At 51.3% G+C, this 24,368-nt stretch carries 21 protein-coding genes; 6 read left to right on the forward strand and 15 right to left on the reverse strand.

Going from position 1 to position 24,368, the window contains the following annotated elements; translation table 11 throughout:
• Window positions 1–233: 233 nt before the first annotated feature.
• From Q8O92_15835 to Q8O92_15870, 8 genes are all read right to left on the reverse strand, one after another.
• Window positions 234–1,187: an AEC family transporter gene (locus Q8O92_15835; protein MDP2984790.1), complete on the reverse strand. Its 954-nt coding sequence runs from the start codon at window positions 1,185–1,187 to the stop codon at window positions 234–236.
• A 272-nt stretch (window positions 1,188–1,459) separates the two neighbouring features.
• A complete protein-coding gene (locus Q8O92_15840; protein ID MDP2984791.1) occupies window positions 1,460–2,572 on the reverse strand; it encodes an ABC transporter permease in 1,113 nt (370 codons plus the stop codon).
• Window positions 2,569–3,675: an ABC transporter permease gene (locus tag Q8O92_15845; protein ID MDP2984792.1), complete on the reverse strand. Its 1,107-nt coding sequence runs from the start codon at window positions 3,673–3,675 to the stop codon at window positions 2,569–2,571. The genes Q8O92_15840 and Q8O92_15845 overlap by 4 nt, the downstream gene beginning before the upstream one ends.
• Window positions 3,672–4,406, reverse strand: coding sequence for an ABC transporter ATP-binding protein (locus Q8O92_15850; GenBank protein ID MDP2984793.1), 735 nt, complete (start codon window positions 4,404–4,406; stop codon window positions 3,672–3,674). The genes Q8O92_15845 and Q8O92_15850 overlap by 4 nt, the downstream gene beginning before the upstream one ends.
• Window positions 4,396–5,316 (reverse strand): ABC transporter ATP-binding protein, encoded by a 921-nt coding sequence (locus tag Q8O92_15855; protein MDP2984794.1) that lies wholly within the window; start codon window positions 5,314–5,316, stop codon window positions 4,396–4,398. Before Q8O92_15855 ends, Q8O92_15850 begins: the two co-directional genes overlap by 11 nt.
• A gap of 1 nt (window position 5,317) precedes the next feature.
• Window positions 5,318–6,253, reverse strand: coding sequence for an efflux RND transporter periplasmic adaptor subunit (locus tag Q8O92_15860; GenBank protein ID MDP2984795.1), 936 nt, complete (start codon window positions 6,251–6,253; stop codon window positions 5,318–5,320).
• A complete protein-coding gene (locus tag Q8O92_15865) occupies window positions 6,246–7,562 on the reverse strand; it encodes a TolC family protein (protein MDP2984796.1) in 1,317 nt (438 codons plus the stop codon). The genes Q8O92_15860 and Q8O92_15865 overlap by 8 nt, the downstream gene beginning before the upstream one ends.
• A 111-nt stretch (window positions 7,563–7,673) precedes the next feature.
• Window positions 7,674–8,345 carry a TetR/AcrR family transcriptional regulator gene (locus tag Q8O92_15870; GenBank protein MDP2984797.1) on the reverse strand — a complete coding sequence of 224 codons (672 nt, stop codon included), beginning with the start codon at window positions 8,343–8,345 and terminating at the stop codon, window positions 7,674–7,676.
• Between the two features lie 641 nt (window positions 8,346–8,986).
• Here Q8O92_15870 and Q8O92_15875 point away from each other — a divergent pair.
• Window positions 8,987–10,195, forward strand: a complete 1,209-nt coding sequence (locus Q8O92_15875) for a T9SS type A sorting domain-containing protein (GenBank protein MDP2984798.1) — start codon at window positions 8,987–8,989, stop codon at window positions 10,193–10,195.
• A gap of 14 nt (window positions 10,196–10,209) precedes the next feature.
• On the opposite strand, the gene Q8O92_15880 is transcribed toward Q8O92_15875, so the two are convergent.
• Window positions 10,210–10,440: a hypothetical protein gene (locus Q8O92_15880; protein MDP2984799.1), complete on the reverse strand. Its 231-nt coding sequence runs from the start codon at window positions 10,438–10,440 to the stop codon at window positions 10,210–10,212.
• A 429-nt stretch (window positions 10,441–10,869) separates the two neighbouring features.
• On the opposite strand from Q8O92_15880, the gene Q8O92_15885 reads away from it, so the two are divergent.
• The 5 genes from Q8O92_15885 (at window position 10,870) to Q8O92_15905 (ending at window position 17,497) form a co-directional block, all read left to right on the forward strand.
• Window positions 10,870–11,967: a threonine synthase gene (locus Q8O92_15885; GenBank protein MDP2984800.1), complete on the forward strand. Its 1,098-nt coding sequence runs from the start codon at window positions 10,870–10,872 to the stop codon at window positions 11,965–11,967.
• 40 nt (window positions 11,968–12,007) lie between these two features.
• Window positions 12,008–12,730, forward strand: a complete 723-nt coding sequence (locus Q8O92_15890; protein ID MDP2984801.1) for an RraA family protein — start codon at window positions 12,008–12,010, stop codon at window positions 12,728–12,730.
• 489 nt (window positions 12,731–13,219) lie between these two features.
• Window positions 13,220–14,002, forward strand: a complete 783-nt coding sequence (locus Q8O92_15895) for a UvrB/UvrC motif-containing protein (protein MDP2984802.1) — start codon at window positions 13,220–13,222, stop codon at window positions 14,000–14,002.
• A gap of 251 nt (window positions 14,003–14,253) precedes the next feature.
• Window positions 14,254–16,515: a cbb3-type cytochrome c oxidase subunit I gene (locus Q8O92_15900; GenBank protein ID MDP2984803.1), complete on the forward strand. Its 2,262-nt coding sequence runs from the start codon at window positions 14,254–14,256 to the stop codon at window positions 16,513–16,515.
• Between the two features lie 271 nt (window positions 16,516–16,786).
• Complete coding sequence (locus Q8O92_15905) at window positions 16,787–17,497, forward strand: hypothetical protein (protein ID MDP2984804.1); 711 nt, start codon at window positions 16,787–16,789, stop codon at window positions 17,495–17,497.
• Between the two features lie 184 nt (window positions 17,498–17,681).
• Here the strand turns inward: Q8O92_15905 and Q8O92_15910 are convergent, their stop codons facing one another.
• The 6 genes from Q8O92_15910 to Q8O92_15935 all read right to left on the reverse strand — a co-directional run bounded on the left by Q8O92_15910 (window position 17,682) and on the right by Q8O92_15935 (window position 24,287).
• Window positions 17,682–18,050, reverse strand: a complete 369-nt coding sequence (locus Q8O92_15910) for a YbaK/EbsC family protein (GenBank protein MDP2984805.1) — start codon at window positions 18,048–18,050, stop codon at window positions 17,682–17,684.
• Between the two features lie 72 nt (window positions 18,051–18,122).
• The gene (locus tag Q8O92_15915) at window positions 18,123–19,166 is read right to left on the reverse strand and encodes a RelA/SpoT domain-containing protein (GenBank protein ID MDP2984806.1); all 1,044 of its coding nucleotides are present in this window, start codon (window positions 19,164–19,166) and stop codon (window positions 18,123–18,125) included.
• Window positions 19,167–19,240: 74 nt separating this feature from the next.
• On the reverse strand, window positions 19,241–20,371 hold the full coding sequence (locus Q8O92_15920) for a toll/interleukin-1 receptor domain-containing protein (protein ID MDP2984807.1): 1,131 nt from the start codon (window positions 20,369–20,371) through the stop codon (window positions 19,241–19,243).
• A 301-nt stretch (window positions 20,372–20,672) separates the two neighbouring features.
• Window positions 20,673–21,734, reverse strand: a complete 1,062-nt coding sequence (locus tag Q8O92_15925; protein ID MDP2984808.1) for a DUF362 domain-containing protein — start codon at window positions 21,732–21,734, stop codon at window positions 20,673–20,675.
• A gap of 368 nt (window positions 21,735–22,102) precedes the next feature.
• On the reverse strand, window positions 22,103–22,972 hold the full coding sequence (locus tag Q8O92_15930) for a decaprenyl-phosphate phosphoribosyltransferase (protein MDP2984809.1): 870 nt from the start codon (window positions 22,970–22,972) through the stop codon (window positions 22,103–22,105).
• Window positions 22,973–23,006: 34 nt separating this feature from the next.
• Complete coding sequence (locus tag Q8O92_15935) at window positions 23,007–24,287, reverse strand: Glu/Leu/Phe/Val dehydrogenase (protein MDP2984810.1); 1,281 nt, start codon at window positions 24,285–24,287, stop codon at window positions 23,007–23,009.
• Window positions 24,288–24,368 lie beyond the last annotated feature (81 nt).

Here is a 24,368-nt window from a genome sequence, read left to right on the forward strand (position 1 = left end):
TGCTTTGTTACTCAATCACTCTTGTTAAGTCAATGCAATAAAGTTGGATTCATATTCCCCCCTTAACAAGGGGGGAAGCCAAAGGCAGGGGGGATTTCTTCTTCCCGGCGAATAAAGATCCCCCCGCCGCTTGAGCGGCGACCCCCTTTTTAAGGGGGTAAAAAAAAACTTCAGCACCAGACATTATCTGATTGACTTATCACTCTGTCACTTTGTCGCTTTGTCGCTTACTTTCAATACAACGCCCCGTAAACACCCATGAACAGAGGAATGGTGACAATGCTCACAAGAGAGGTAAGCAGAATCCCTGCGGCCACCAGCCGCTGCTTATCTTCATCGGGCCTTGCGACAAGCGCTATAAGCATGGCCGAAGGCATCACCGATTCCATGATGATAAAGAGGGCAATCCATGCAGGGGGATGGGTGAAATAGACGAGAATGCAGTTGAGAATAGGGAAAATAAGGCATTTGAGCGCCGCCGCCTTGACCGGTTCCCTCCAGTCTCCGGCTCTGGCTTTCGGGAGATTGGTGACAATGATCCCGCCGACCAGGAGGGTGGAAAGAGGCGCGGAGAGAGACCCGAATGTGGCCATGGGACGGATGATCCATTCCGGCAGAGAAGCTCCCCAGCCGGTGAGAGCGAACACCAGCCCCAGGATAGTGGCGGCGTTGGGGGGATTGACGATGCCCTTTATGCGGTCAATAAAGCGGGTATGGGCGCTGACCAGCCATACCCCCAGAGTGAAAAAAGTTGGAACGGATAAGAAATTGTAAAGGAATATCAGATTCAGAAAAGTGGGCAGGCGATCCGGCCCGAAGAGAACGGGGGCCATCGCCAGGGGAAGAAAAATCGCGTTTTGTAATGCCACCAGGGCCATGAACTCCCCACGGTTTTTCACAGACCGGTCCACCGATACATATGCCCAGACAAAGAGCGCGCCGGCTATATTTCCGCCTACTGCAAGAAGTGGGAACGCCCACCAGTATTCGGTTTCGGCGGGATTGAATTTCCTGGCCAGGTTGGAAAATACCAGCGCCGGGAGAGTGAACCGGATGAGCAGCCTGGTGAGAAAATCCATGTAGTTGGTCCCGGGACGGAGTCCGGAAATGATTATATATCCGCCGATGCCGATGACAAGCACTTCCATGATTCCATGGAACGAAACAAACATGAGATTAAAAAACAAGGAGCCTCCAGGAAAGTGACAAAGTGGCAAAGTGACAAAGAAACAAAGTAATAAAAGAAAATCGTCCCTCACCCCATGTCCCCTCTCCCGTAAACGGGAGAGGGGAAAATCCTATGACCTTTCATAACCCATTATTTATCATGCAAATATGGGTCTTCCCCTCTATTGCTTGCAAGAGAGGGGATTATGGGGTGAGTTAAAAAGCGGTATGAATAAATAAACGTTTGTTTAAATTTTACATCAACTTGCTGTCCAAAAATTCTGTTTCTATCTCATCCCAGTCTCTTGTTGAACCGGATTACCGCAGCGGTCATGAGAATCACCGCCAGTCCTGCGAGCGCGGCTGTCGGCCCCAGGAGATCGGCAAAACCGGCCCCTTTGAGGAAAAGCTCGCGGACGATTGTCATAAAATACCGGACGGGATTGATGTAGGTCAATGGGTATATAAATTTCGGCATGTTTTCCAGGGGAAGAAAAAAACCGCTCATAATGATACAGAACACCATGATGTACCAGTCCAGGAAAAGCGCCTGCTGCTGGGTATGGGCGATTGTGGAAACCAGGATTCCCAAACCGAGCGTACAAAATATATAAATGAGCGCCAGCCCGAAAAAGAGGAAAATCGAACCGGCGATCGGTATCTGATAGATAACCTTTGCCACCGCGAGCGCCAATGCCATATCCAGCATGCCGATGATGGCGAACGGGATGGTTTTCCCGAGGATAAGCTCGGTGCGGGTGATGGGGGTGACCATAAGCTGCTCCAGGGTTCCGATCTCACGTTCCCTCACAATGGCCAGTCCGGTGAGCAGCATGGTTATGATGGTCACAAGCAGGACGAGTATCCCCGGAACCATGAACCAGGTCTGTTTCAGCTCCGGATTGTACCAGACCCGGCTCTCCGTGTTGATCATGTGGAGTGCGACAGGCATGACGCCTCCGGGGGTAAGCGATGTGATCCAGGACTGGAGAATGCGGCGGACATATCCGGAGCCGGTAAGCGCGATATTGGTGTTCTGGGCGTCTGCTTTCACCATGATTGCCGGACGTTTCCCCCGGGTGATGTCCTGTTCGAAATTGCGGGGGATGGTTATTGCGAGAATGGCCTTGTTTTCTTCGAGGTATCGGTCGCTGTCACGGAGGTTTCTGGAGTGGTATTTGATGTCGAGATAGCGGGTGTTCTCTAATTTGCCCGACAGGGTGCGGCTCAACCGGGAATTGTCAAGGTCGATCAGGGCGGTCGGCACATGAATGACATCGCCGGATACCGCAAAACCGAGGATGATAAGCTGAAATATCGGCATACCCAGGGTTATACCGATCATGGCGCGGGTACGGCTGAGCTGGATGAATTCCTTTTTGATGATATATTTCAGCGCTTTCATTGGACTCTCGTTTTGAAACGGAGGGAGGCGATGATAACGAAGGCTGTCCCCAGGACTGCCAGGAACAGCACCTGGCCCTGGAGCTGGCTGAATGTGCTCGATTTGAGCAGAATTCCACGGATGATTTCAAGGTAATATTTCGCCGGTACGAGATAGGTGATAATCCGGATGGGGGCAGGCATGCTGAAAATGGGAAACATGAATCCGGAAAGCAGGATGGATGGCATGATGGTGGCAACGAGAGCCGCCATCATAGCCACCTGCTGGCTTTTGGCTATGCTTGAAATGAACAGCCCGATTCCGAGCGCGCAGTATACGTAAATAACGCTCAATCCCAGGAGGAGAACGAGGTCTCCCCGCAGTGGAATATTAAACACCAGCTTTGCGAAAGTGAGGATGAACACAGCATTGATCAGCGATACTCCGACATAAGGGATGACTTTGCCGACCACAATCTCGATGGGGCGAACCGGCGAGACCATCAGTACATCCATGGTGCCTGTTTCTTTCTCACGGGCGATGGTGATGGACGTGAGAAGGGCGCAGGCCATCATCAGGATGACCGCCACCAGTCCGGGAGTGATGAAATTGGAGCCTTTGAGATCGGGATTGTACAGGAATATATCCCGGATATCCACCGGAATCAGACGGGCGGCTGCCGGACTGCTCACCGAATAGGTGATGGCTATGGCGCTTGAATAATTTACCACCGCCTGGCCATAGGTCGGGTCGGAGCCGTCCACCAAAAGCTGAATGTCCGCTTCCGGCCTTGCAGCGAAATCTTTGCCGAAACCATCGGGTATCACCAGCGCTGCTTTGATCTTGCGGTTTCTGAAGAGGTTTTCCACCTGATCGGCGGTATCGATCCGGTATTTGACCGAAAAGTATTTTGATCCGGTAAACGCCCTGATAAAGTCACGCGATTCAGGGGTATTGTCGCGGTCAATCACTGCGATGGGAATGTGTTCGATATCCATGTTGAGCGCGAACCCGAACAGCACCACCATTGTCGCCGGCATGGCAAAAAGAACGATCAAAGTCCGCGGATCCCGGAGGATATGATTGATTTCCTTATGGATAATGGCAAACAGCCGCCGTATCATGACCGGCCTCCCGCCAGATGGACAAAAACATCCTCGATGGTCGGCAGATTATACTCCCGCTTCAGTTCGGCCGGGCTGCCCAAAGCCAGAATCTTACCCGAATGCATAATGGATATCCGTCCGCAGTATTCGGCTTCGTCCATGTAATGGGTAGTCACAAAAATGGTAACCTGCTGCTCGGAGAGTTCATAAATGATGTCCCAGAAAGCTCTGCGGCTCACGGGGTCAACTCCCCCGGTCGGCTCGTCGAGGAAGATGATTTTGGGATTGTGCTGTATAGCGCAGGCCAGCGATGTCCGCTGTTTCCACCCCACCGGCAGCGAGGCGGTGAGCCGGTTACGAATATCTCCCAGACTGAGCCGGTCATAGAGACGCTCCCTAGCCTCACGGGCCGCTTTTGTGTTCATACCGTACACGCCGCCGTAAAACGAGAGATTTTCCTCCACTGTCATGTCTTCGTACAGGCTGAACTTTTGCGACATGTAGCCGATGTTCCGTCGCACATTCTCCTGTTCTGCGGCGATATCATATCCCGCAACTGTGGCAGAACCGGAAGTGGGAAGGAGTATTCCGTTCAGCATACGGATGGCGGTGGTTTTGCCGGCGCCGTTCGCTCCGAGGAATCCGAAAACCTCGCCCCGGTCAACAGTAAACGAAATGCGGTCGACCGCTGTAAAATCCCCGAACTTGCGGGACAGCTCCCGAACGACGATGGCATGTTCATTCGGCATGGGTCATGTCCTCCACGAAAATATCCTCCATCGAGGGCGCGACGCGCTCCACCGATATATTCTCTATCCCGTTCTCTGCGAGAAAACTGCGGATGACCGGCGCGGCGGCCTCCGCATCCTCGACGGTGAGATGAAGGCGGTCTCCGAAGGTTTTCCTGGAGAGCACGAGGCCGGGAAACGGCAGGCGCCGGGCGCGTTTCACAATCTCAGGGGCGCGGACCGCGAGAATCTGGCGCCGGAACTGTCCCGGAAAATCTGCGGGCGCCCCTTCACGGATAAGTCTTCCCAGGTTGATGAATCCCACCCGGTCGCACCGCTCCGCCTCGTCCATGTAAGGAGTAGACACCACGATGGTGGTGCCTGCTTTCTTGATATCCGCCAGTATGTGCCAGAACTCGCGCCGCGATACCGGGTCCACTCCCGTGGTCGGTTCGTCGAGGAACAGCACCTCCGGGGTATGAATCAGGGTGCAGGAGAGAGCGAGCTTCTGCTTCATGCCGCCCGAAAGATCCCCCGCCCGCCGTTTCACAAACGGTCCCAACCGTGAAAATCCGAGGAGCCGTTCCATTCGGGCCTCGCGCTCTTTTTTACGCACCCCGAAAAGTTCGGCAAAAAATACCAGGTTTTCCGCCACGCTCAGGTCGGGATACAGGCTGAATCGCTGGGGCATGTATCCGATTACTCCCTTCACCTCTTTCGCCTGCTTCAGAGTATCGAAACCGCCTATCTCCACCCTCCCTCCGCTCTGGAAAAGAAGGCAGGCCGCTATCCGCATGAATGTGGATTTCCCGGCGCCGTCCGGCCCGATGAGGCCGTACATGGTTCCCTTTTCCACTGTGAAGGTCAGATTCCTCAGCGCCTCGATCTCTCCGTAGGTTTTGCGGAGAGCCTGCACGTTCACTGCATCCATATCACAACCCCGCGATATAGGCTTCCGCCGGCATCCCTATCTTGAAAATTCCTTCCGGGTTCGGCAGGGTGATTTTAACCGCATACACCAGATCCACCCGCGATTCCCTGGTCTGGACATTTTTCGGCGTGAATTCTGCTTTCGGAGAAATCCAGGTCACTGCGCCGTCGAACAGAGTATTCGGATGGGAATCGACCCGCACCTGTGCCTTTCCCCCCACCTTGATCCTGCCTGTCATGTCCTCCCCTACATAGATCAAGAGCCAGACGCTGGACAAATCCGCTATGGAGCAGATGGGAGTTCCGAAATTTACCACCTCCCCCTTTTCCACGGACTTGGTGATCACCACGCCGTCCAGGGGACTCGGCACATTTTCTTTCCCGATCTGATTGTCCAGGACTTTGAGGGTATCCAGGATTTTTTCACGGGTGGCGCCGAGCATGCTCAACCGGGTTTTTATTCCGGCCAATTGTTTCCGGGCGGCTTCAAGCCGGGATTGACCAAGGGAATACTCGGTTTCCACCTTGTCCAGACGATCCTTCGTGGCTGCGTTTTCCTTGTATAGTCCGGCAACGCGGCCGCGGGTCACGGTGAGATTATCCAGGCTTATGGAGGCCTGTTTTACTGTCTCTACTGCGGCGGCGATATCCTGTTCGAGTGTTTTACGGTTCCACTCGAGCTCGTTCAGGCTGGCGGCAGCGGCCTGACGCTGGAGTTTAAGATCTTGCACATCGATCACCGCGAGTAGCTGATCTTTTTTGACCACATCACCCCGATGGAGATTTACGGCCAGAAGCTCCCCTCTGGCCTGGGCGCTCACAATTACTTCGGTTGCCTCGATAGTGCCCGAGCCGGTGAACGACCTTTCCGTTTTTTTAGCGCATGACGGAAAGATAACGATGCACAAGCCCGCCAGGTACAACACTGCTCTAGTCATGTTTCCCTCCCCTGTATCGTATTCCCAGGACATATTCGATCTGCGCCGCGCTTATCTTTACTGCTATGTCCGAGGCGGCGCTGTCATAGAGCGATCTGGTGTACAGTGCGTGCGCACCGACAAAGTCATTTTCGGTGGCCATACCCTGCTTGAAAGATTTGGCGACCAGGGCAAGGTGACGTTTGGCGTAGTCGGCGGATTCCTTTGCAAGACTGGCCCGCTCCCTGGCTTCCTTATAAGCGGAAAGCGCATCCGAAACCTGCTGGGCGACCGTCAGCTTGAGATCCTCACGGTTTTTCAGAGTTTTCTGGCGGGTAATTTCTGCTTTCTCCACCTCACGGTTCACCCTTCCCCAGTCCCAGAATGTCCAGTTCATGGCCACCCCGCCGGATACATAGGTCATCCACTGGTTGGAGGGGAGATTAAGCCCCGGCTTCCCGTAACTGAAGGATCCGGATAAGCCCACATTGGGATAGAGATCAGCGCGCACGCTCCTGGCGGTCTTTTCCGCTGCGGCCAGAGACGCCTCGTATGCCTTGAATTCCGGCCTCAGAGGGATACTCCGTTTGAATGCCTCCTCCGCGCTTGCCGTGCCGGACCCGGCTTCTTCCTTCTCATCCCGGCGGATGGCGACCTCCTCGCCAGGTTTCAGACCGACCACCTTGCGGAATGCGGCCCTGGCGCGCTCAAGATTCCCCTGCTGGGTGACCATGCCCATCTCCGCCTGGGAGATAAGCAGCTTTGCAGAAAGCACATCCTCTTCCAGAGCCATTCCCTGCCCGTGAAGGGCGGCGATGTCCTGGAGATGATTTTTCGCTGCCAGGATGGACTGCTCCGCGGCTTTGATATTCTCCTGGGCGGCTGCGATGCTGAAAAACGCTGTTTTGGCCTGGAATTCTGCCGCCAGTTCTACAGCCTCTGCCTGGTGCAGGCTCATTTCGGAGCGGTATGTTCCGGCCTCACGGAGCGCGTTCAGACGGCCCCCGTCGTACACGAGCTGGTTGAGCCGGACTTTGAAATCGTAACTGTCGTTGCCGCCGAATTGAATGGTTTTACCAGGCAGGTTTATTTCCATGACCTTGTTCACGTAACCGGCGCTTCCGGCGAGCGAGAGTGTGGGATACCAGTTCATCTTTGCAGAGAGCGCATCGATCAGTGCCCCTTCGGCGTCGAGACGGTTCACCGCAGCGCTGTTGGATGCGCTCACCGCAGAGCTCACTGTCCGGTCAAGCGTCCATACCTCGCCTCCTGCGGGCGCTCCTGACAAGATGAATAGTGCGGGAATAAAAAGCAGATATATTCTTTTCATAGTATAACTCCGGCAGTTTAAAATATTTTTTAATGCAGCCCCCTAAATCCCCCGAAGGGGGACTTTTCGCGATAGAGATGAAAAAGTAAAAGTGCAACTTTTTTATAATCATTATTCATTGTTTTGCAGTCTTTTAAATCCCCCTTCGGGGGATTTAGGGGGCTGTAGTTCCGGTCGTTTGCGTAATCCGTTCATGAGCAGGTCTATGATATGGTTCACCCGGTTTCGCCCGAATTCATTGAGATCAACATCGCTGTTGATCATTTTGACAATCGGCTTGCCGAGGAAAAAGAAAATATCCATGCTGATTATATTCACTGCCGTATGGATGGGATCGACATCGCGTATTTCTCCGCGAGCCTTGGCAATAAGGAACGATTCAAACAGCTTGTCACGGATAGTGAGGAATCCCCCCATGCCCTCCGAAAGCAGGGGATTCGGAGAGCTGTCATGGGAAAGCAATTCACGGATAACGAGTTTAACCATGGCCGGACGTTTCAGGAGATAACCGATGTGAGCACGCACAAAGGCCTCGATCATGGACAGGCCGGGTTCAGTCCCCGCAAGCTTTTCCAGAACAGTCCCGGTAAGGTCGGAAAACCACGCCCGAAGCGCCGCCTGGTACAGTTTTTCCTTGGAGCCGAAATAATAAAAGATCATGGCCTTGTTGATGGTGGCCTTACGCGCGATTTCGGCGGTGCTCACCGCTGTTTTGCCGCGCTCTCCGAAAAGTTCAGCCGCGGCATCAAGGATGCGTTGCCGGGCGTCTCTTTCGGTGTCCATGACTGCCACTCCTTTTGTTTAACCATACGGTTTAACTAATCGGTTGGTTAATATAATACTCTCTCTTTCCACACTTGTCAAGTGGTATTTTTTGTTCCGCGATTAAAGAGGGTAAATTTAAAAGTATAGGCGTAAAAACTGTCGCCGGGAAATGAAGATAACTGGTAGGCACGCTCTACATTGTTTTCTTTTCTTGGAGAAAAGTATTGCGTTTTATAAAAGAGCATGTTTTATTGTATCAGTATATCAAAGAAATATTCTTGAGCGTCAAAATCTGAAAAAAAACGGCCACGACGTTCACAGTCCGGTCGATGGGCATTGATTCAGTTGATACAGTCTGCATAAACCGGAGACTTGAGGATTAAAATAGTTGTGTATTATTGCATTTATCAGTAAAAACCGACAGTTGAGTCTTCAAGCATCCTATGATTGCCATACCACTGATTTCACTGTTTAATCACCGGAGCAATAATAACCAAAACAACAACGTTCCCTTTATGATAGAGAATAGTTGTGATCGCTCAACGCTTTTGCTCACGGAACAATTTTTCGTTTGATAGTTCGAAAAAGCGGTGCGTTGTTTTTATGAACGTTAACTGCAATTGCCCTTATCAATTATTTATTCGAAAGGAGTCAAACATATGCATAAAATACAATGTATTCTAATCCTGTTCTTGCTTCCACTGATGCATGGAGGCGTTGCTCACGCCCAATGGATTCAAACAAACGGAATCTTCAGCGGTAGGATAAATTGTTTTGCCTTGAGCGGTACAAATCTATTTGCAGGAACATATGGTGGTGCTTTTCTCTCTACCAACGAGGGCACGAGCTGGACTGCGACCGGCTTGACGAACACTGTAGTACTTGCCCTTGCGGTGAGCGCTACGAATCTCTTTGCGGGAACTAATGGTGGTGTCTTTCTCTCAACCAACAATGGCACGACTTGGACTGCCGTCAACACGGGGCTGACGAATACTGATGTTTTCTCTCTTGCTGTCAGCGAGACGAACCTCTTTGCGGGAACGTATGGTGGAGGCGTCTTTCTCTCCGCCAACAACGGCACGACTTGGACTGCCGTCAACACCGGGCTGGCAAATAAATATATTTCATCTTTCGCTGTCAGCGGCACGAATCTCTTTGCGGGAACACAGGGTGGTGTTTTTCTCTCCACCAACAACGGCACGAGCTGGACTGCCATCAACACAGGGTTGACAAATTCTCAAGTTTACTCTCTTGCTGTCAGCGGTACGAATCTCTTTGCGGGAGTTGGTGGTGGCGTTTTTTTCTCCACCATCAACGACAAGAGTTGGACTGCTGTCAATACGGGGCTGACTAATATTAATGTTCGGTCTCTTATTGTCAGCGCTACGAATCTCTTTGTAGGAACTAATGGTGGTGGTGTCTTTCTCTCAACCAACAACGGCACGAGCTGGACTGCCATCAACACAGGGCTTACAAACACTAATGTCTACTCTCTTGCTGTCAGCGGGATGAACCTCTTTGCAGGAACTGATGGTGGTGGTGTATGGCGACTGCCATTATCAGATTTAATCACCGGAGTGGAGGATGTGAAAGGCGGAATGCCCAATATATTCTCTATGGAACAGAATTACCCCAATCCTTTCAATCCGAAAACAGTAATTAAATACTCACTAAAAAATGCAGGGATGGTAAATCTAAAAGTTTATAATATTCTTGGGCAGGACGTTGCAACACTTGTAAACAAAACCCAAACGCCGGGACAATATGAAGTAGAATTCAATGCTCAAAATCTGACAAGCGGAATCTATTTCTACAGTTTGACCGCCGGCTCATTTACTGAAACAAGGAAACTTATTTTGCTCAGATGATGAGAAAATGAAGTTCACCTGAACGTACTCAGTTTCCCCTCGTTTTTGATCATACGGTCAAGGCTCAGGATATTCAACATCATGTATCTGGCCGGATGGAAGTTATCCTTCCGGATTGTCGGGATGCCCTCGCGCTGGACATCGTTTTCTAAATTTTCGCCATTTCCCGTTGCCCGATAGAATTCCTGAAGTCCCGCCTCAATAAAAATCCAGCCATAAATATTCTTGGAAACGCCTTCTTTCATATCCTCGCTTTCTTTAAAAGATGATTCGGCAAAAAGTCACAGTGAATGTTATTTTCAGAACGATAAGACAATATTATGTGATTTATTGTTTATTCTATGCTATTGAAAGAACTCACCCCCTGACCCCCTCTCTTGAAAATAGAGGGGAAGAACCATCTGCTTCTTAAACTATGATCATCATACCAACGCTGTAGTCGTACCCCTCTCTTATTAAGAGAGGGGATCAAGGGGTGAGTTACTTCCAATAAAAAATATTATATAGTGTTCTTTTGTCCTGATGAATATTTTCGGAATTCTTTTTTTGCCGGATCGTTAATCCTGACCATCCGCAGTTCGGACAGTCTCTCATTTTTTTCATTTTTCCCTTTGAAAATTCTCCAAACCGCTTCATTATTATTGTTACCATACCGAAATAAAGCAAAGAGAACCATGAACCGACTTTTCTGTACTTCCTGCAATGCTTCGTTTTCATTGGATGAGCCGATCTGGCGGTGTCCCTGCGGGGGGCTTTTGGATCTGGAGTTCGCCGCGGAGTTTCCACGTGAGAAAATTGCCGGGAGGGCGCACTGTCTTTGGCGTTACAGGGAGGCGATCCCCCTCCGCAACGACCGTAACATTGTCTCCCTGGGCGAAGGGTTCACCCCGCTGACCGAGGCGGCGGTTTACGGGCGCAGAGTGCTGTTCAAGCAGGATCACCTGTGTCCCAGCGGCTCGTTCAAAGATCGCGGTGCGACGGCGCTTGCAAGCAAGGCGAAGGAGCTGGGTATCGCCCGCATGGTGGAGGATTCCTCGGGAAACGCCGGCTGCGCGCTGGCGGCATACGCGGCGAGGGCGGGAATCGATTGCGAGATTTATGTTCCTGCAGGCGCTTCCGGGGCGAAACTGGCGCAGATACGGGCGTACGGGGCTGTTCTCCACACCGTTCCCGGACCGCGGGAGAATGCAGGCGTGGCGGCGCTCAAGGCTGCCCAGACCGCATACTATGCGAGCCATTCCTGTAACCCCTTCTTTTTCCAGGGGACGAAGACAGTCGCCTATGAAATCTGCGAACAGCTAGGCTGGAGAGCGCCCGATACCCTGGTGACGCCTGTGGGGAACGGCACTCTTCTCCTCGGAGCGTACATCGGGTTTGCCGATCTTATGAACGCCGGAATCATAGGACGGCTCCCAAGGCTCGTTGCGGTGCAGGCAGCGCAGTGCGCTCCCCTGTACCGGGCCTTCCGGGAGGTCAGGGAAGAAATCCCCTTTACCGCAAAAGTGCCCACAGCCGCCGAAGGAATTGCAGTGGCCAACCCGGTGCGCGCCAGGCAGATTGTGGAGGCGGTGAAAACTACCGGAGGAGAAATTCTCGCCGCCGGGGAGGAGGAGATTGCCGCCGCATGGCGGGATGCCGGCCGGTTGGGGTTCTACATCGAGCCGACCGCCGCCGCAGTGATAGCGGGGCTGAAACAGTATATACCCACCACCGGGCGTGATGAAGTAATCGTGGCGGTTCTGACCGGTCATGGGCTGAAAAGCTGGTACTGAAATCTGTCTTCTGTATTCTTATTTTCAAAAGGAGCTTCTCATGACTGAATATCGTCGTCTGAATATCGACCCGGTGGAACGGGTGCAGCGGTTCAAACGGTTCTACGGCGGCCTGGTGTTCGACAAACTCTATTCTCTCGGCATCCGCGAATCAATGTTATCTCAATCCATATATCCTCTCAAGAATGACATGGTCATTGCGGGGTTCGCCCTCACGGTGAAAATGCATTCACATGCCGACCCGGAAGAAGTCATCCTTGAGCGCGGCGACCGTCCCTGGGGCGGAGGCCCCAAACAGCGGCTGGTCATGGAAGCGATCACCCCCGGAGCGGTCATCTGCATCGATACCGGCCCCAGTTCCTTCTGCGCCCAGTGGGGGGAGATGAGCTGCAATCTGGCGAAACGGCTTGGCGCAACCGGTGTTGTTGTCGCCGGCAATGTCCGTGATACGCGGATAATCCTGCAGATGGAGGATTTCCCGGTGTTCACCATGGGCACAACGTGCAACGCCCGCACCGGGTGGATTGTGAACGAGATCAATACTCCCATTTTCATGCCGGGGCATCTCAAACACTCGCTGAAGGTTTTCCCGGGGGATTTCATTTTCGGCGATCTGGACGGCGTCCAGGTGATACCGGCCGAGGTGGTGGACGAGGTGATGCTCCGCTGCGAGGAGCTTCTCGACGCCGAAACAGAGGAGCGCAAACAGATTCGCGACGGGATGCCGCTTGGCGATGTGTATAAGAATTACGGGAACCTGTGAGGAAGAGATTGTCTGAACCACTGATTCGCGTGATGTTTCTGATAAAAGATGATGAAAAGAAAGGTTGTTCAGACTTCAGACTTGATGCACCGGCAAAAAGTCACAGTGAATGTTATTTTCAGAGCAACAAGACAACATTATGTGAATCTATGTGTATTTTATGCTCTTAAAAAACTCACCCCCCTGACCTCCTCTCTTGAAAATAGAGGGGGAGAACAATCTGCTTCTTAAACTATGTATTATCAACATAATAACCAACGCTTTAGGTGTACCCCTCTCTTAATAAGAGAGGGGATCAAGGGGTGAGTTACTTCCAATAAAAAGATCATATAGTGTTCTTATGTCTTGATGAATATTATCGGAATTCTTTTTTGCCGGTGCTTCAGACTTCATATTTCATATTTCATATTTATTCTTTTCAAATTTTTCTTATATTATTTCCGGTTAACAGATTTTCGTACCTCAGTTCACAAAGGAATTGAAGAAACAATGAATGAAGATATCGGACACCTGCTCGATTCCTGGTGGTACGATCCGGAGGAAGACATCATGGTTCGTGTCATCCGCGGAGACGACCACCGCCCCAAGATCCAGATGCGCATCGATCTGGGAGTCATGCAGATGGAGCTTGACGGCAATCCTACAGGGGATAATCCGGAGGGGCTGGAATCCTGGCTGGAATATTATGAAATCCAGCAGAGTCAGTACGAAAAAAGCCGGGTGGACGATTACTTTTCTCTTTCCGGCGAAGACTGCAAAAAACTCCGCCGAGAGGCTGTGCACTACTACTACCGCTATCTTTGCCTAATGAAACTGGAAGATTATTCAAGGGTGGTGCGCGATACAGAACGGAACCTGCGAGCTTTTGCCTTTGTGAAAAAGTATGCTTCGAGCGAGATGGACCGCTGGGCGCTCGATCAGTACCGTCCCTATGTCATCATGATGAATACCCGGGCTCGTGCATCGCTCGCCCTGCGCCAGGATGTAGAGTCCGGCATCGTTAAAGCCGTCGAGTTTTTCGACCAGGGCATTGTGAAAATTGTCGGGTTCTACAAGGAATACAGCATCAATTCGGAATTGGAAAACTCCATGGAGCTTTCCATTCTGAAAGCATTGAAAAACGAATTCCTCCGCATCAGCCCCCCATCGCCGTCCTACGAAGAAGAACTGGAGAAAGCCGTCCGGGAAGAACGGTTCGAGGATGCCGCCATTCTCCGTGACAAAATCCGCCAGCAAGAGGAAAAAAAAGAGAGCGGAAAAAAAGCGAAGTAAAATTCCTTCGGTGAAGCCCCCTTTCTGTCCTTCGGACATCCTTCCCCCCAAGGGGGGCAGGAAAAGACTGCTGAGCAATGACTTCCCTTGCCCCCGGAACGGGGGAAAGGGAAAGAGGGTTAGGGGGCTTAAGTTATAAACTTACCATTTTTTCATTTTAAACGACTTTTGCAATTGGCTCAGTTAATAAAATATATTATTATACTGACGACAGTACTCTTACTTTTCTCGCAAACATAGGAGGAGGCGGCATGAAAGGTCTGAAAATCGGGGCGGTGCTCAGTTTCACGATTTCTTTGGCGATTCTCCTGATCGGGGGATTCTTCGCCAAGGACAAGGTTGCGCCGTATCCCGAAAAAGTCATGAGCGGGGAACGTGTCGTAACGACAGTGGGCGCCATTAAAAACGGGCAGAATATTTACCAGAGATACGGCCTGATGGATCATGGCAGCGTATGGGGACACGGCACACTGCGGGGCCCCGATTTTTCCGCAACGACGCTTCATAAGATCGGCGTGCACATGCGTGACTTTTACGCGGAAGAAAAACGGGCATCCTATGCTGCGCTCACTCCGGAAGAGCAGTCCTCGATCGATGCCAAAGTGATCGCGGAGATCAAGAAGAACCGGTACGATCCTTCCACAAAGACGCTGACGGTTACTCCCGCGCAGGCATATGCATTCGATAAGGTTAAAGAGTACTGGAAAACCGTGTTTTCCGTCGGCGACCAGAGAGATGGATTTCTCCCCGGGACTGTCAAACTCGACCAGGAGAGAGATCAGATAGCCGACTTCTTTTTTTGGACCGCCTGGGTTGCAGGCACAAACAGGCCGGGAGAGAATTCCACCTATACCAATAACTGGCCCAATGACAGGAGTGTCGGGAATGCTCTTTCCTCGGATGCTTTTCTGTGGAGCGTGTTGTCGATCATCGCCCTGCTCGTCGTTTTGGGATTGATTATTTATGTCGTGCACAGGTTCCGCTTCTTCTATGGTGAACCGAAGGGGGTGAATGTCGGGAAAATATTGATCGGCATGCCGCTCACCAACAGCCAGTTCAAATCCGCAAAATATTTCCTGGTTGTGCTGCTGCTCTTTCTGCTCCAGATCAATATGGGAGGGCTGTTGGCCCATTACACCGTCCACCCGGGTATGTTCTTTTTCCCGTTCATCGCCAAACTGATACCCTATAGTTGGGCCAAAACCTGGCATCTCCAACTGGCGGTATTCTGGATCGCCACATCCTGGGTTGGCGCGGCGATTTACCTCGCGCCCCTCATAGGCGGCAGGGAGCCGAAAAAGCAGGGGCTGCTGGTCGATATCCTGTTCATCGCCATCCTCTTAGTGGCGCTTGGCAGCCTTTTTGGCGAAGTGCTCGGTATCAAGGGTTACCTGGGCAATGCCTGGTTCTGGTTAGGGCATCAGGGATGGGAATTTCTGGAACTGGGACGGCTCTGGCAGATACTGTTGTGGGTCGGCCTGATCGCCTGGCTGTTCATCGTGTACAGGGCGCTGAAAGACAAGCTGTTCGGACCGAACAGGGATACGAGCGGCCTTGTCTTGTTCTACACCTTGAGCGCAATCATGGTGGTACTGTTTTACGGGTTCGGTCTCGTGTACGGCAGGGGTACCCATCTGACCATCGCCGATTACTGGAGATGGTTCGTCGTCCACCTCTGGGTGGAAAGCATGTTCGAGTTTTTCGGTGTTGCGGTGATCGCCCTGTTCCTTGTGGTCATGGGTCTGGTTGACAAAGCATCGGCCATGAAAGTGGCCTACCTCACGGCGATACTGGTATTCGCGAGCGGCATTATCGGTACCGCACATCATTATTTCTGGTACGGCGGGCCAACCTACTGGCTGGCATTGGGGGGGGTTTTCTCATCGCTGGAGCCGGTTCCCCTCATCTTGCTTGTCACCCGGACATGGATGGAGTACAAATCAACCAGGGACGCCGGCGAGGACTTTCCCTACAAGTGGCCGCTGTATTTTCTGGTGGCGTCAAGCTTCTGGAATTTCCTCGGAGCGGGTGTTTTCGGATTCTCGATGAACCTCCCGATCGTCAACTACTATTCACATGCAACCTACCTGACCTCGAATCATGCCCATACTGCACTGTTCGGCGTCTACGGGATGCTGTCCATTTCCATGGTTCTTTTCACCTGGCGATCGCTCGTGAAGAACGAATTCTGGAGCGATGCAACGCTGAAGCTGTCGTTCTGGGGAATGAACGGCGGATTGTTTCTCATGTTCATGCTCACGCTCCTGCCGATAGGTATTGCACAAACGATATCATCATACACCGATGGTTTCTGGTTGGCCAGGAGCAGCGAGTTCTATGCCCGACCGATGGTTCAGGTGCTCGGGCAACTGCGGGCACTGCCTGATGCAATCATTATATTTTTGGGGGCGCTGCCTCTCTTTGTGTTCCTGATCAAGACCTATCCGCACCTCAAACCTGTCAGCTTCAAGGAAAATGAGGATATGTTCAAAGGGAAGGACAGTATCCTCTAGACCACCCCCGCTCTTCACGTTTCAAAGAAACACGATCTACCATGCAATAAGCCCTTTCACCACCATGAAAGGGCTTTTTGTATATGAGCGCACCGCCGACAAGTCAAGCGAATATTTCCTCTGTTCGTAGTATAAGGTATTTTCGCCTGTCAAACAGAGAAACAGAGGGGCATGTATCTCCTGACTCTGGTTTGTAGTATATTATGGCTTCAGTTTCCTGATTTTTCTTTCTTTGCGACCTTTGCGAGAGAATATTTTTTTAGGAGTCAACATGATCGAATGCGACATGCACATTCACTCGATACGGAGCACCTGCGGATTTCACACCCTCCTGGAGATCGTTTCCATCATGCGCGGAAAGGGTCAGAAGGGGTTTGCGCTCACCGACCACGGGCCTGCGCTGGGGACGCCCCAGAGCCACTTTTCGGTCATGCTCCGGAGGATGCCGCTGGTTATCGAAGGCGTCCGGGTTTTCAAGGGGATAGAGTCATCGGTGATGAACGCCGAGGGCGAACTGGATATCCCTCTCTTTGAGGGAACGAGGTATGAGGTCATCCTGGCGGGGCTGCACCCGCACGGCACGTTTACTGTCAGCCGGGGAATCGAGGAAAACACCCGTGCGCTGGTGAACGCCATGCAGAAGAACCCGGAGATCAAATGCATCACCCATCCGACTTTCACCAATCTCCCGGTGGACCTGGATATTCTGACCGATACGGCGGCGGCGAACAATGTTGCCCTGGAGATCAACAACTCACACCTGCGCACCAGCAAGGCAAACCGTGAGACCATCCCGCGCCTCCTGGAATTGGTCATCGAGAAGAACGCGCCGCTTATGATCAACTCGGACGGGCACATGTTCACAGAGATGGGGGAGTATGCGGAGGCTCTGGCATTCCTCGAGCCGTACGGCATCGACCGGTTCCGTGTGGTGAATCGCACCCTGGAGAGCACGCTGGAATTTCTGGGGCTGGAAAAGTAAAAAAGCAGCCCAAAGCCCAAAGTCCAAAGCCCAAAGGAAAAGAAGAGGCACAGAGGGGCAAAGGCACAGAGGCACAAAGGGGAAAAAAAGATTGTCTGAACCTTGATTCAATTTACTTGAAGACCCTGAAACAAGTTCAGGGTGACAGTTGTCATGCCGAACTCGTTTCGGCATCTAATCAAGGTCATCCTTTAATCCCAAAAAATAATGGTTCAGACAATTTTGAAATCTTCTGAATCTGCACATCCACCACCTTCCCCAGATCGGCGGGATTGAGGAGCATCTGGCAGCCGCGCGCCCCGGCGCTCAGAGATATGAACGGCCAGTCCAGAGCGCTTTTGTCCAGAAAAACCGGGAAACGCTTTTTCGTTCCGACCGGCGAAACCCCTCCGCGAACATAGCCGGCCACAAGCGTTTTGAACACCTGCCCCGAAGGCAGCCCGATATCGCTTGCGACATGGGTGGCGCTCAGATCGTTCTCATCAACAGCATATTCCCTGATTTCATAGGGGATGCCGAGCTTTTCAATGATTCTTAGGGCGTTTGTTTTCATGAGTTAAAATAACGACAGAAATCAGAGACGGCTGAAAGCCGTCCGGTGCATTCGTTTGTTGACCTTATCAATTTATTTTACAGCGAGATCTTCAATATGCTTCAAGATTCTAAAGAACTCGTGTGTATCAAGGAAGAAGTTTGGATAGGCACGCCTCAATGATTCTATTGACTCGGTTGCAACTAGGACGGCTTGGTTTTGACTTCCTTTAACAATTTGTTCTTCTGCTTTAAGGTAATCAGCAGTCGCTATATCAAAGCGATCTCTGCTATATGCCTGAAGCCTAATTGTTTTTGCTCCTGGGTCAAGGATTAGGAGATAATAAGTGCCTCGGCGTTCATCAGAGTGGATCAAGTTTATGGCAGCACCAAATCCCGTCAGTTTACTTCTAACATTCAATTCTTGTGATTTTTTTGCAACATGTCGATATGTCTCAATATTTGACAACCCTTCATATCCAGGAACTGGATTTTGATTCTCAAGATGGGCAAAAGCAGAGCCGGTGAGAGAAAAGAATGTTAACCATTCATCAGGACCTTCGCTAGATTTGAGAGCATAGTTCAAAAAGATGCCCATTGTTTCGACAGCTGTTGCCCAAGCATGCTGCTGTCGTGTCCTTATTTGCAACTCAATGAGTAGACCATTGTAATCAGTTACGGTCTTGTTGTTATAACGATATACAAGATGAATGCTTCTATAACCCGAAATCTTGGGTGAATCAATGTAGTTACGTTCGCTGATTAATTTGTGTTGGAAAGGAGTACTCTTATAATTTTCATATAGTTTCTGTACTTGGATTAGATTATCAACTACTGCTCTCAATCCACCAATGTCTTGCATCCTGGCAAGTTGCATATCAGTAAATCGACGAAGCTTCTCAACAATTGAAGGAATGCGTTTAAGCCTCTGAGCCACAAGAGATTTATTATCGATTGTTTTTAGCTTATGGCGCAGTGTTGCTTGGAATGTATTGATCGGATAATTATGGATTGCGCGCCAATTACCAAGTACATCTGCAGCCCATAACAGACTTTCATCCGAACTGGTTGTGTCCCTGAAAATATCTCCAGCCTTATTAACTTCGCCACGGGTATATTTTAATTTAACATTCTTCATAAAATTTCCTCTGGCCAACGGGCCGCATCACTTGCGGGCGTCGTGCAACGACGACCGTCAAGTGCATGCAAATGTTAGGCAGTCCAATTGGTATTGACTTCAAGGAGCCCCTCCTTCTGGTACAAACCGTGAAGCTCGGGCAATTTTGCCGCTAGGGGGTGGATCAATACTGTGCCCACAGTACTCGCGAAGATCTCTCCTTGTTCAATGTGTGGCCCCCTCGCTGTGAGGCGAAATGTGCGACATAGTGCACGTCCCGTCAATGTGTAGGCATTAGCACAGACATCTTCTACGAACACACCCTCGCGCGCGAGTTCAAGGAGTACATCAAAAATCGAGGTGAAAAGAAGCCTCGTGATACGCGGAAAACGGAATCGTGGTCTCAGACAAACCTGTACGAAGTAAATGCGATAGCGCCCTGGAAACTCAAGGTACTGGGCTCGGTCGGCAGTAATGCGGCTGTCGAGAAGCCTGCCTGCGAGTGCAAGATTGTAGTCCTCGGGAAAGAGAGGAATGAAGTGCCAGTAACCTATCACATTCTTCGGATGAGCGAAGAGCATCCGCCAAGTCTGCGGATGCTCCATGAAGATAGGAGCCCATTGTTCTGGTGTTCCCTCATTAGAGCCTGTCAGGTCGGTCAGGGTCTCGTAATCGAGCGTGATGAATTCCTCCAGTAGCTTCACGCCATCCCAGCCCCACTCCAGAACTGTCTCGATTCCGCCGACAGATACGAGGCGCTCAGAGATAGCATCAGCCTGGGAAGAGTCGGGCCATGGGGGCAGAGATACGCTGGCCCACGATTCTACGCCTAAATGCCGTAGGGCCTTGCGCAGATGATCATCGCGAGTGACGGGATCGGTTAAGTCCACGCAATTGATCGTCCTAAGGGCGGGACGTAGTTCGTCGGCACGAAGATCGTCAATAATGAGCGGCACAAGGCGCCCGCTCCTAGCGTCCGGATCATCATGTACGGCGTATTGAGTTTCCATGGCAACCCACCGGCTTTCCAGGGATGCTCGCGATACCACCAAGAGAATGTGTCGACTGCCAGTTACTGCCCTCTCGATGGCAGCAACGATGTTTTCTCCAGGGGCGATTGAATCCTCATCAAAGAAGACGTTCAGCCCTTCGTCCTTCAGCAGCTTGGCTAGCTGTCGCACCCATGGCTTCTCTCTCCGATTATGGCTAAGAAAGATATCGTACATCCACGGCTCCCAAAGTCATATTTCCTGCCTGCCTAACATGTAATTCTGCAGTTCCTTCATAACCCCACCTCAACGGTCGGGTCTATCCACTGTTAATAATATCCATACTATTATTTTGTTACAATAGCAATATTAATTTAAGAATTTAAGATTTGTCAAATGAATAATTGCGGGAGATTTTCTTTACTTCTGTCTTCTGTCTTCCGCCTTCATGCCTTTCATTGCGAACTTTGCGAACTTTGCGAGAGAATATCTTTTCTTCTGTCTTCTGACTCCTGACTCCTGACTCCTGTCTCCTTCTTTATCTTCTATACGTCTCAAACACTTTTCCCCAGCCGCCTTTCATGGCTTTCTTAATCCGCTCTTCGCTGAAAGCCAGATACCAGTACCAGTCGTAGTACAGGGTGGAAACAAGCTCGCTGAGAGGGGAAAGGAATCCGCCGGAAAGCATATTTTCGAACCGCCGCACACGCGCTGCTCCGGGAGTCTCGTTTATGGTGAACCGGAACCGGAGATCTTTTATATCTGCCCCGGCAATCTCCATTTCACTGATGTCGCCGGTTCCGAGGCCGGATTCATGCGCCATCCTGATATATCGGATGTCGAGAGGCTCAAAGCCCATGAGATAGAGGGCAACCGCATCGAGAGCAACCGGGTCGGTGGATGCAAGAATAAGATTCTTCTCATGAGGAATAAGATTCCGTGGAGAAGGCCCCTCGCCAGCGAAGACGCCATCCATGACCGCGAACATGCCGGGATGCATCTCCTTACGGAGCGCGACGGCGTCGCACAGGGCTTCATCGAGGAACGGAAGGAGATCTCGCAGCTTCCCTCCGGCCATGCATACGAGAGCGCCCCATATAGCCCCTGTGATTGTGCTTTCGAGCGAGGTTTTCATAGTCGTAAGCTGGAGTATATTGCTCCCCGGAAGACGTTCAGGGACAGGAATGCCGTCCGGGAAAAAGCGGGTAAAAACCCTGAGCGGGGTTTTCGGTTCATAGGTTACCCGCGGGGTATTTTCATCGAAGAGGAAAAAGGGGGTGGCGTACTTGCGCAAAACGGCCAGATGACGGTTCAGCACCTGGCCTTTCTGGAACGATACCCCATGAACGGCAGGATAAAAGGCAAAAATTTTGTCCCCCGGAAAACCTTCATCATGCAGCTTTTTCAGAACGCCGTCGAGCTGCCAGGGCGGTGTGGAGACGGAAGGGAAGAAGTGATGCCAATCAAGAGTGACCTGAATTGCGGTATCATGGTCAGGGCTGAGAGAGTCACTGAATCCGGCCATATCCAATAGACTGCTGTAATCTTCAAGTACAGTTTCCGGCGCGGTATTGAGGACTGCCACTTTCGCACGGTTCACTGAATAGTTCCTTAAAAAGGATTTCTTTTCTCGCAAAGTTCGCAAAGAAAGAAAAAAGAAAGAGAAATTAGACAGGATTGACAAGATTGACAAGATTAGAAGAAAACGATAAATTATTCATGATGACATATTTTATTGCGTTTATTTTCAAAATAGATACCGATGCCCCACTCTTGCCCTGCATGAGCAAGGAACCCAATTCGGCATGACACGTGTCATCCTGAACTCGTTTCAGGATCTAAACACTTAAAACATGTTCGATTATTTTTATCGTCATGTATAAATCTTGTAAAATCTTGTAAATCATGTCAAAATAAGTATTTAAAACGCGCTCGGAACAACCCTGTCATGAAAGATTACTGTTTTGTTTAAAAATATATAACCAGTATCGCCACGATTCCATAAGCCAGAATGTCGAGCTGCAGGGGGATATCGCTCAGGAGTATTTCTTCCGGTTGTCCGCCCTCGTTTTTGCTGTGCACCAGGTAAAGGTAACGAAAGATACCGTAGAGGACGAACGGAACAGTCAGCACCATGTGGCTGCCGAATTTATGCACTGTCTCTTCAGACAGGGTGAAGATCATGTATGCCACCAGGGTCGCCGAGGTTACCACCCCGATCATCTGATCGAGCAAATACGGAGTGTATTCCTTGAGAATAACCCGGTGAACATCTGCCTGCTTATCGAGGAGAACGATTTCATGCCTTCGTTTGGAGAGGGCTAGAAAAAGAGCCAGCAGCATGGTGCAGATAAGTATCCAGTTGGATACCGCAACCTGGATAGCCAGAGCCCCGGCGATAACCCTCAGCAGAAACCCGAAGCTGATTACGAATACATCCAGGATAACCTTATGTTTCAGGAAAAAAGTATAGGCAACCTGGAGCAGAACATATCCGAGAACAGCGGCCCCGAAACCGGTGTTGAACAGGAAGGAAACAACGATCGCGACTACGCCGAGAAAGGAACAAAGGAGCCAGCCGGTATGAAGGCTGATCAGTCCTGCGGCGAACGGACGGAATTTTTTGACCGGATGGGCGCGGTCTTTCTCCACATCGACGATATCATTGAAAATGTAAACCGCACCGGTTACCAGGCAGAAAAGAACAAACGCCTCGACCGCTTTGGCAATAGAGGACGAATCCCGCGCGTGACCGGAAAAAATAAGCGCCGCAAAGATAAGCGTATTTTTGGTCCACTGCCGGATTCTCAGGGTTTGCAGTATATCGCCGACGGTCATGATTTCATTCCCGGCAAAAGCACCCTCTCATTTCTCAAGGACAGAGCCCACGGTAGCGCATGGCCTCCGCCACCCGTCCGATGGCCAGTTTCAACGCCGCGGTGCGCATGCTGATCTTCTCATTACGCATGGTTTCTTCCAACTGACGGTAGGTGGAGATCATAATGCTCTGGAACCGCTCCTCAACCTCCAGGTCGCCCCAGAAAAATTGCTGTTTGTCCTGAACCCATTCGAAGTAGGATACGACTATTCCCCCGGAGTTGACCAGAATGTCGGGCAGCACAATTATTCCCCGGTCGTCCAGGATTTTGTTCGCCTCAGGAGAGATTCCGGCGTTCGCGGCTTCCGCGACGATTGCGGCTTTGACCGTGCCCGCGTTCTTTTTTGTGATTGTGTATTCAAGGGCGGCGGGGATCAGGAAATCCACATTCAGGCCGATAAGCTCCTCGTTGGATATTTTGTCGCATCCCTGCAACCCTTCCAGCGTGCCGTTCGCTTTCTTGCATTCAATGGCGGCTTCGATATTGAGACCGTCCTCTTTATAAATTCCGCCGGTGGAGTCTGAGATCGCAACGATATCACAGCCGGTTTCCGCCAGATACCGTGCGGTGCTCATCCCGACAACACCGAATCCCTGTATCGCCGCTCTGGAGTTGTAAAGATACACCTTGTGGTCGCGGGCGGCCTCTTTCAGCACATACACCAGGCCCCTGCCCACTGCGCCTGACCTTCCCACCGATCCTCCGATGGACAGCGGTTTCCCGGAAACCACGTTCGGGACCGAATACCCGGCGAATGTGCTGTAACCGTCCATGATCTGCGCCATCGTGGTTTCGTTTGTTCCGACCTCCGGCGCCGGGATATCCTTCTCCGGGCCGATGATGGGGGATATTTCCCAGGCGTAGCGGCGAGTCAGGCGCTCCAGCTCTCCCGGCGACATTTTTTTCGGCTCGCAGCAGACTCCCCCCTTGGCGCCGCCGAAAGGGATGTTCACCACCGCGCATTTCCAGGTCATTATCGCGGCATGGGCGATGGTTTTCTCCAGGGTGACATCCGGATGATACCGTATCCCGCCCTTTGACGGCCCCCGGAAAAGGTTATGCTGCACCCTCCATGCGTCGAACAGCGCAATCTCTCCATCGTCCATGATGACCGGAAGGTGCAGGGTCAGGGTCTTCTGCGGTTTTTCCAGACGTTTCACATAGAGCTCGGAGAGCCCCATCAGGGCGGCTATCTCCCTCATCTCTCCCATGACCTCACGGTAAAATTCCTGCCCGGCCCGTACCGCTTTGGGGCTGGCTGTCGTGTTCGGCATGCTGTATCTCCGTTAAAAAACAGTGACAAAGTAAAAAAAAGTGACAGAGTGACAAAGTTACAAAGCTGCAAAGTAAAAGAC

The sequence above is a fragment of the Candidatus Latescibacter sp. genome (genome assembly GCA_030692375.1).
Classification (GTDB): domain Bacteria; phylum Latescibacterota; class Latescibacteria; order Latescibacterales; family Latescibacteraceae; genus JAUYCD01.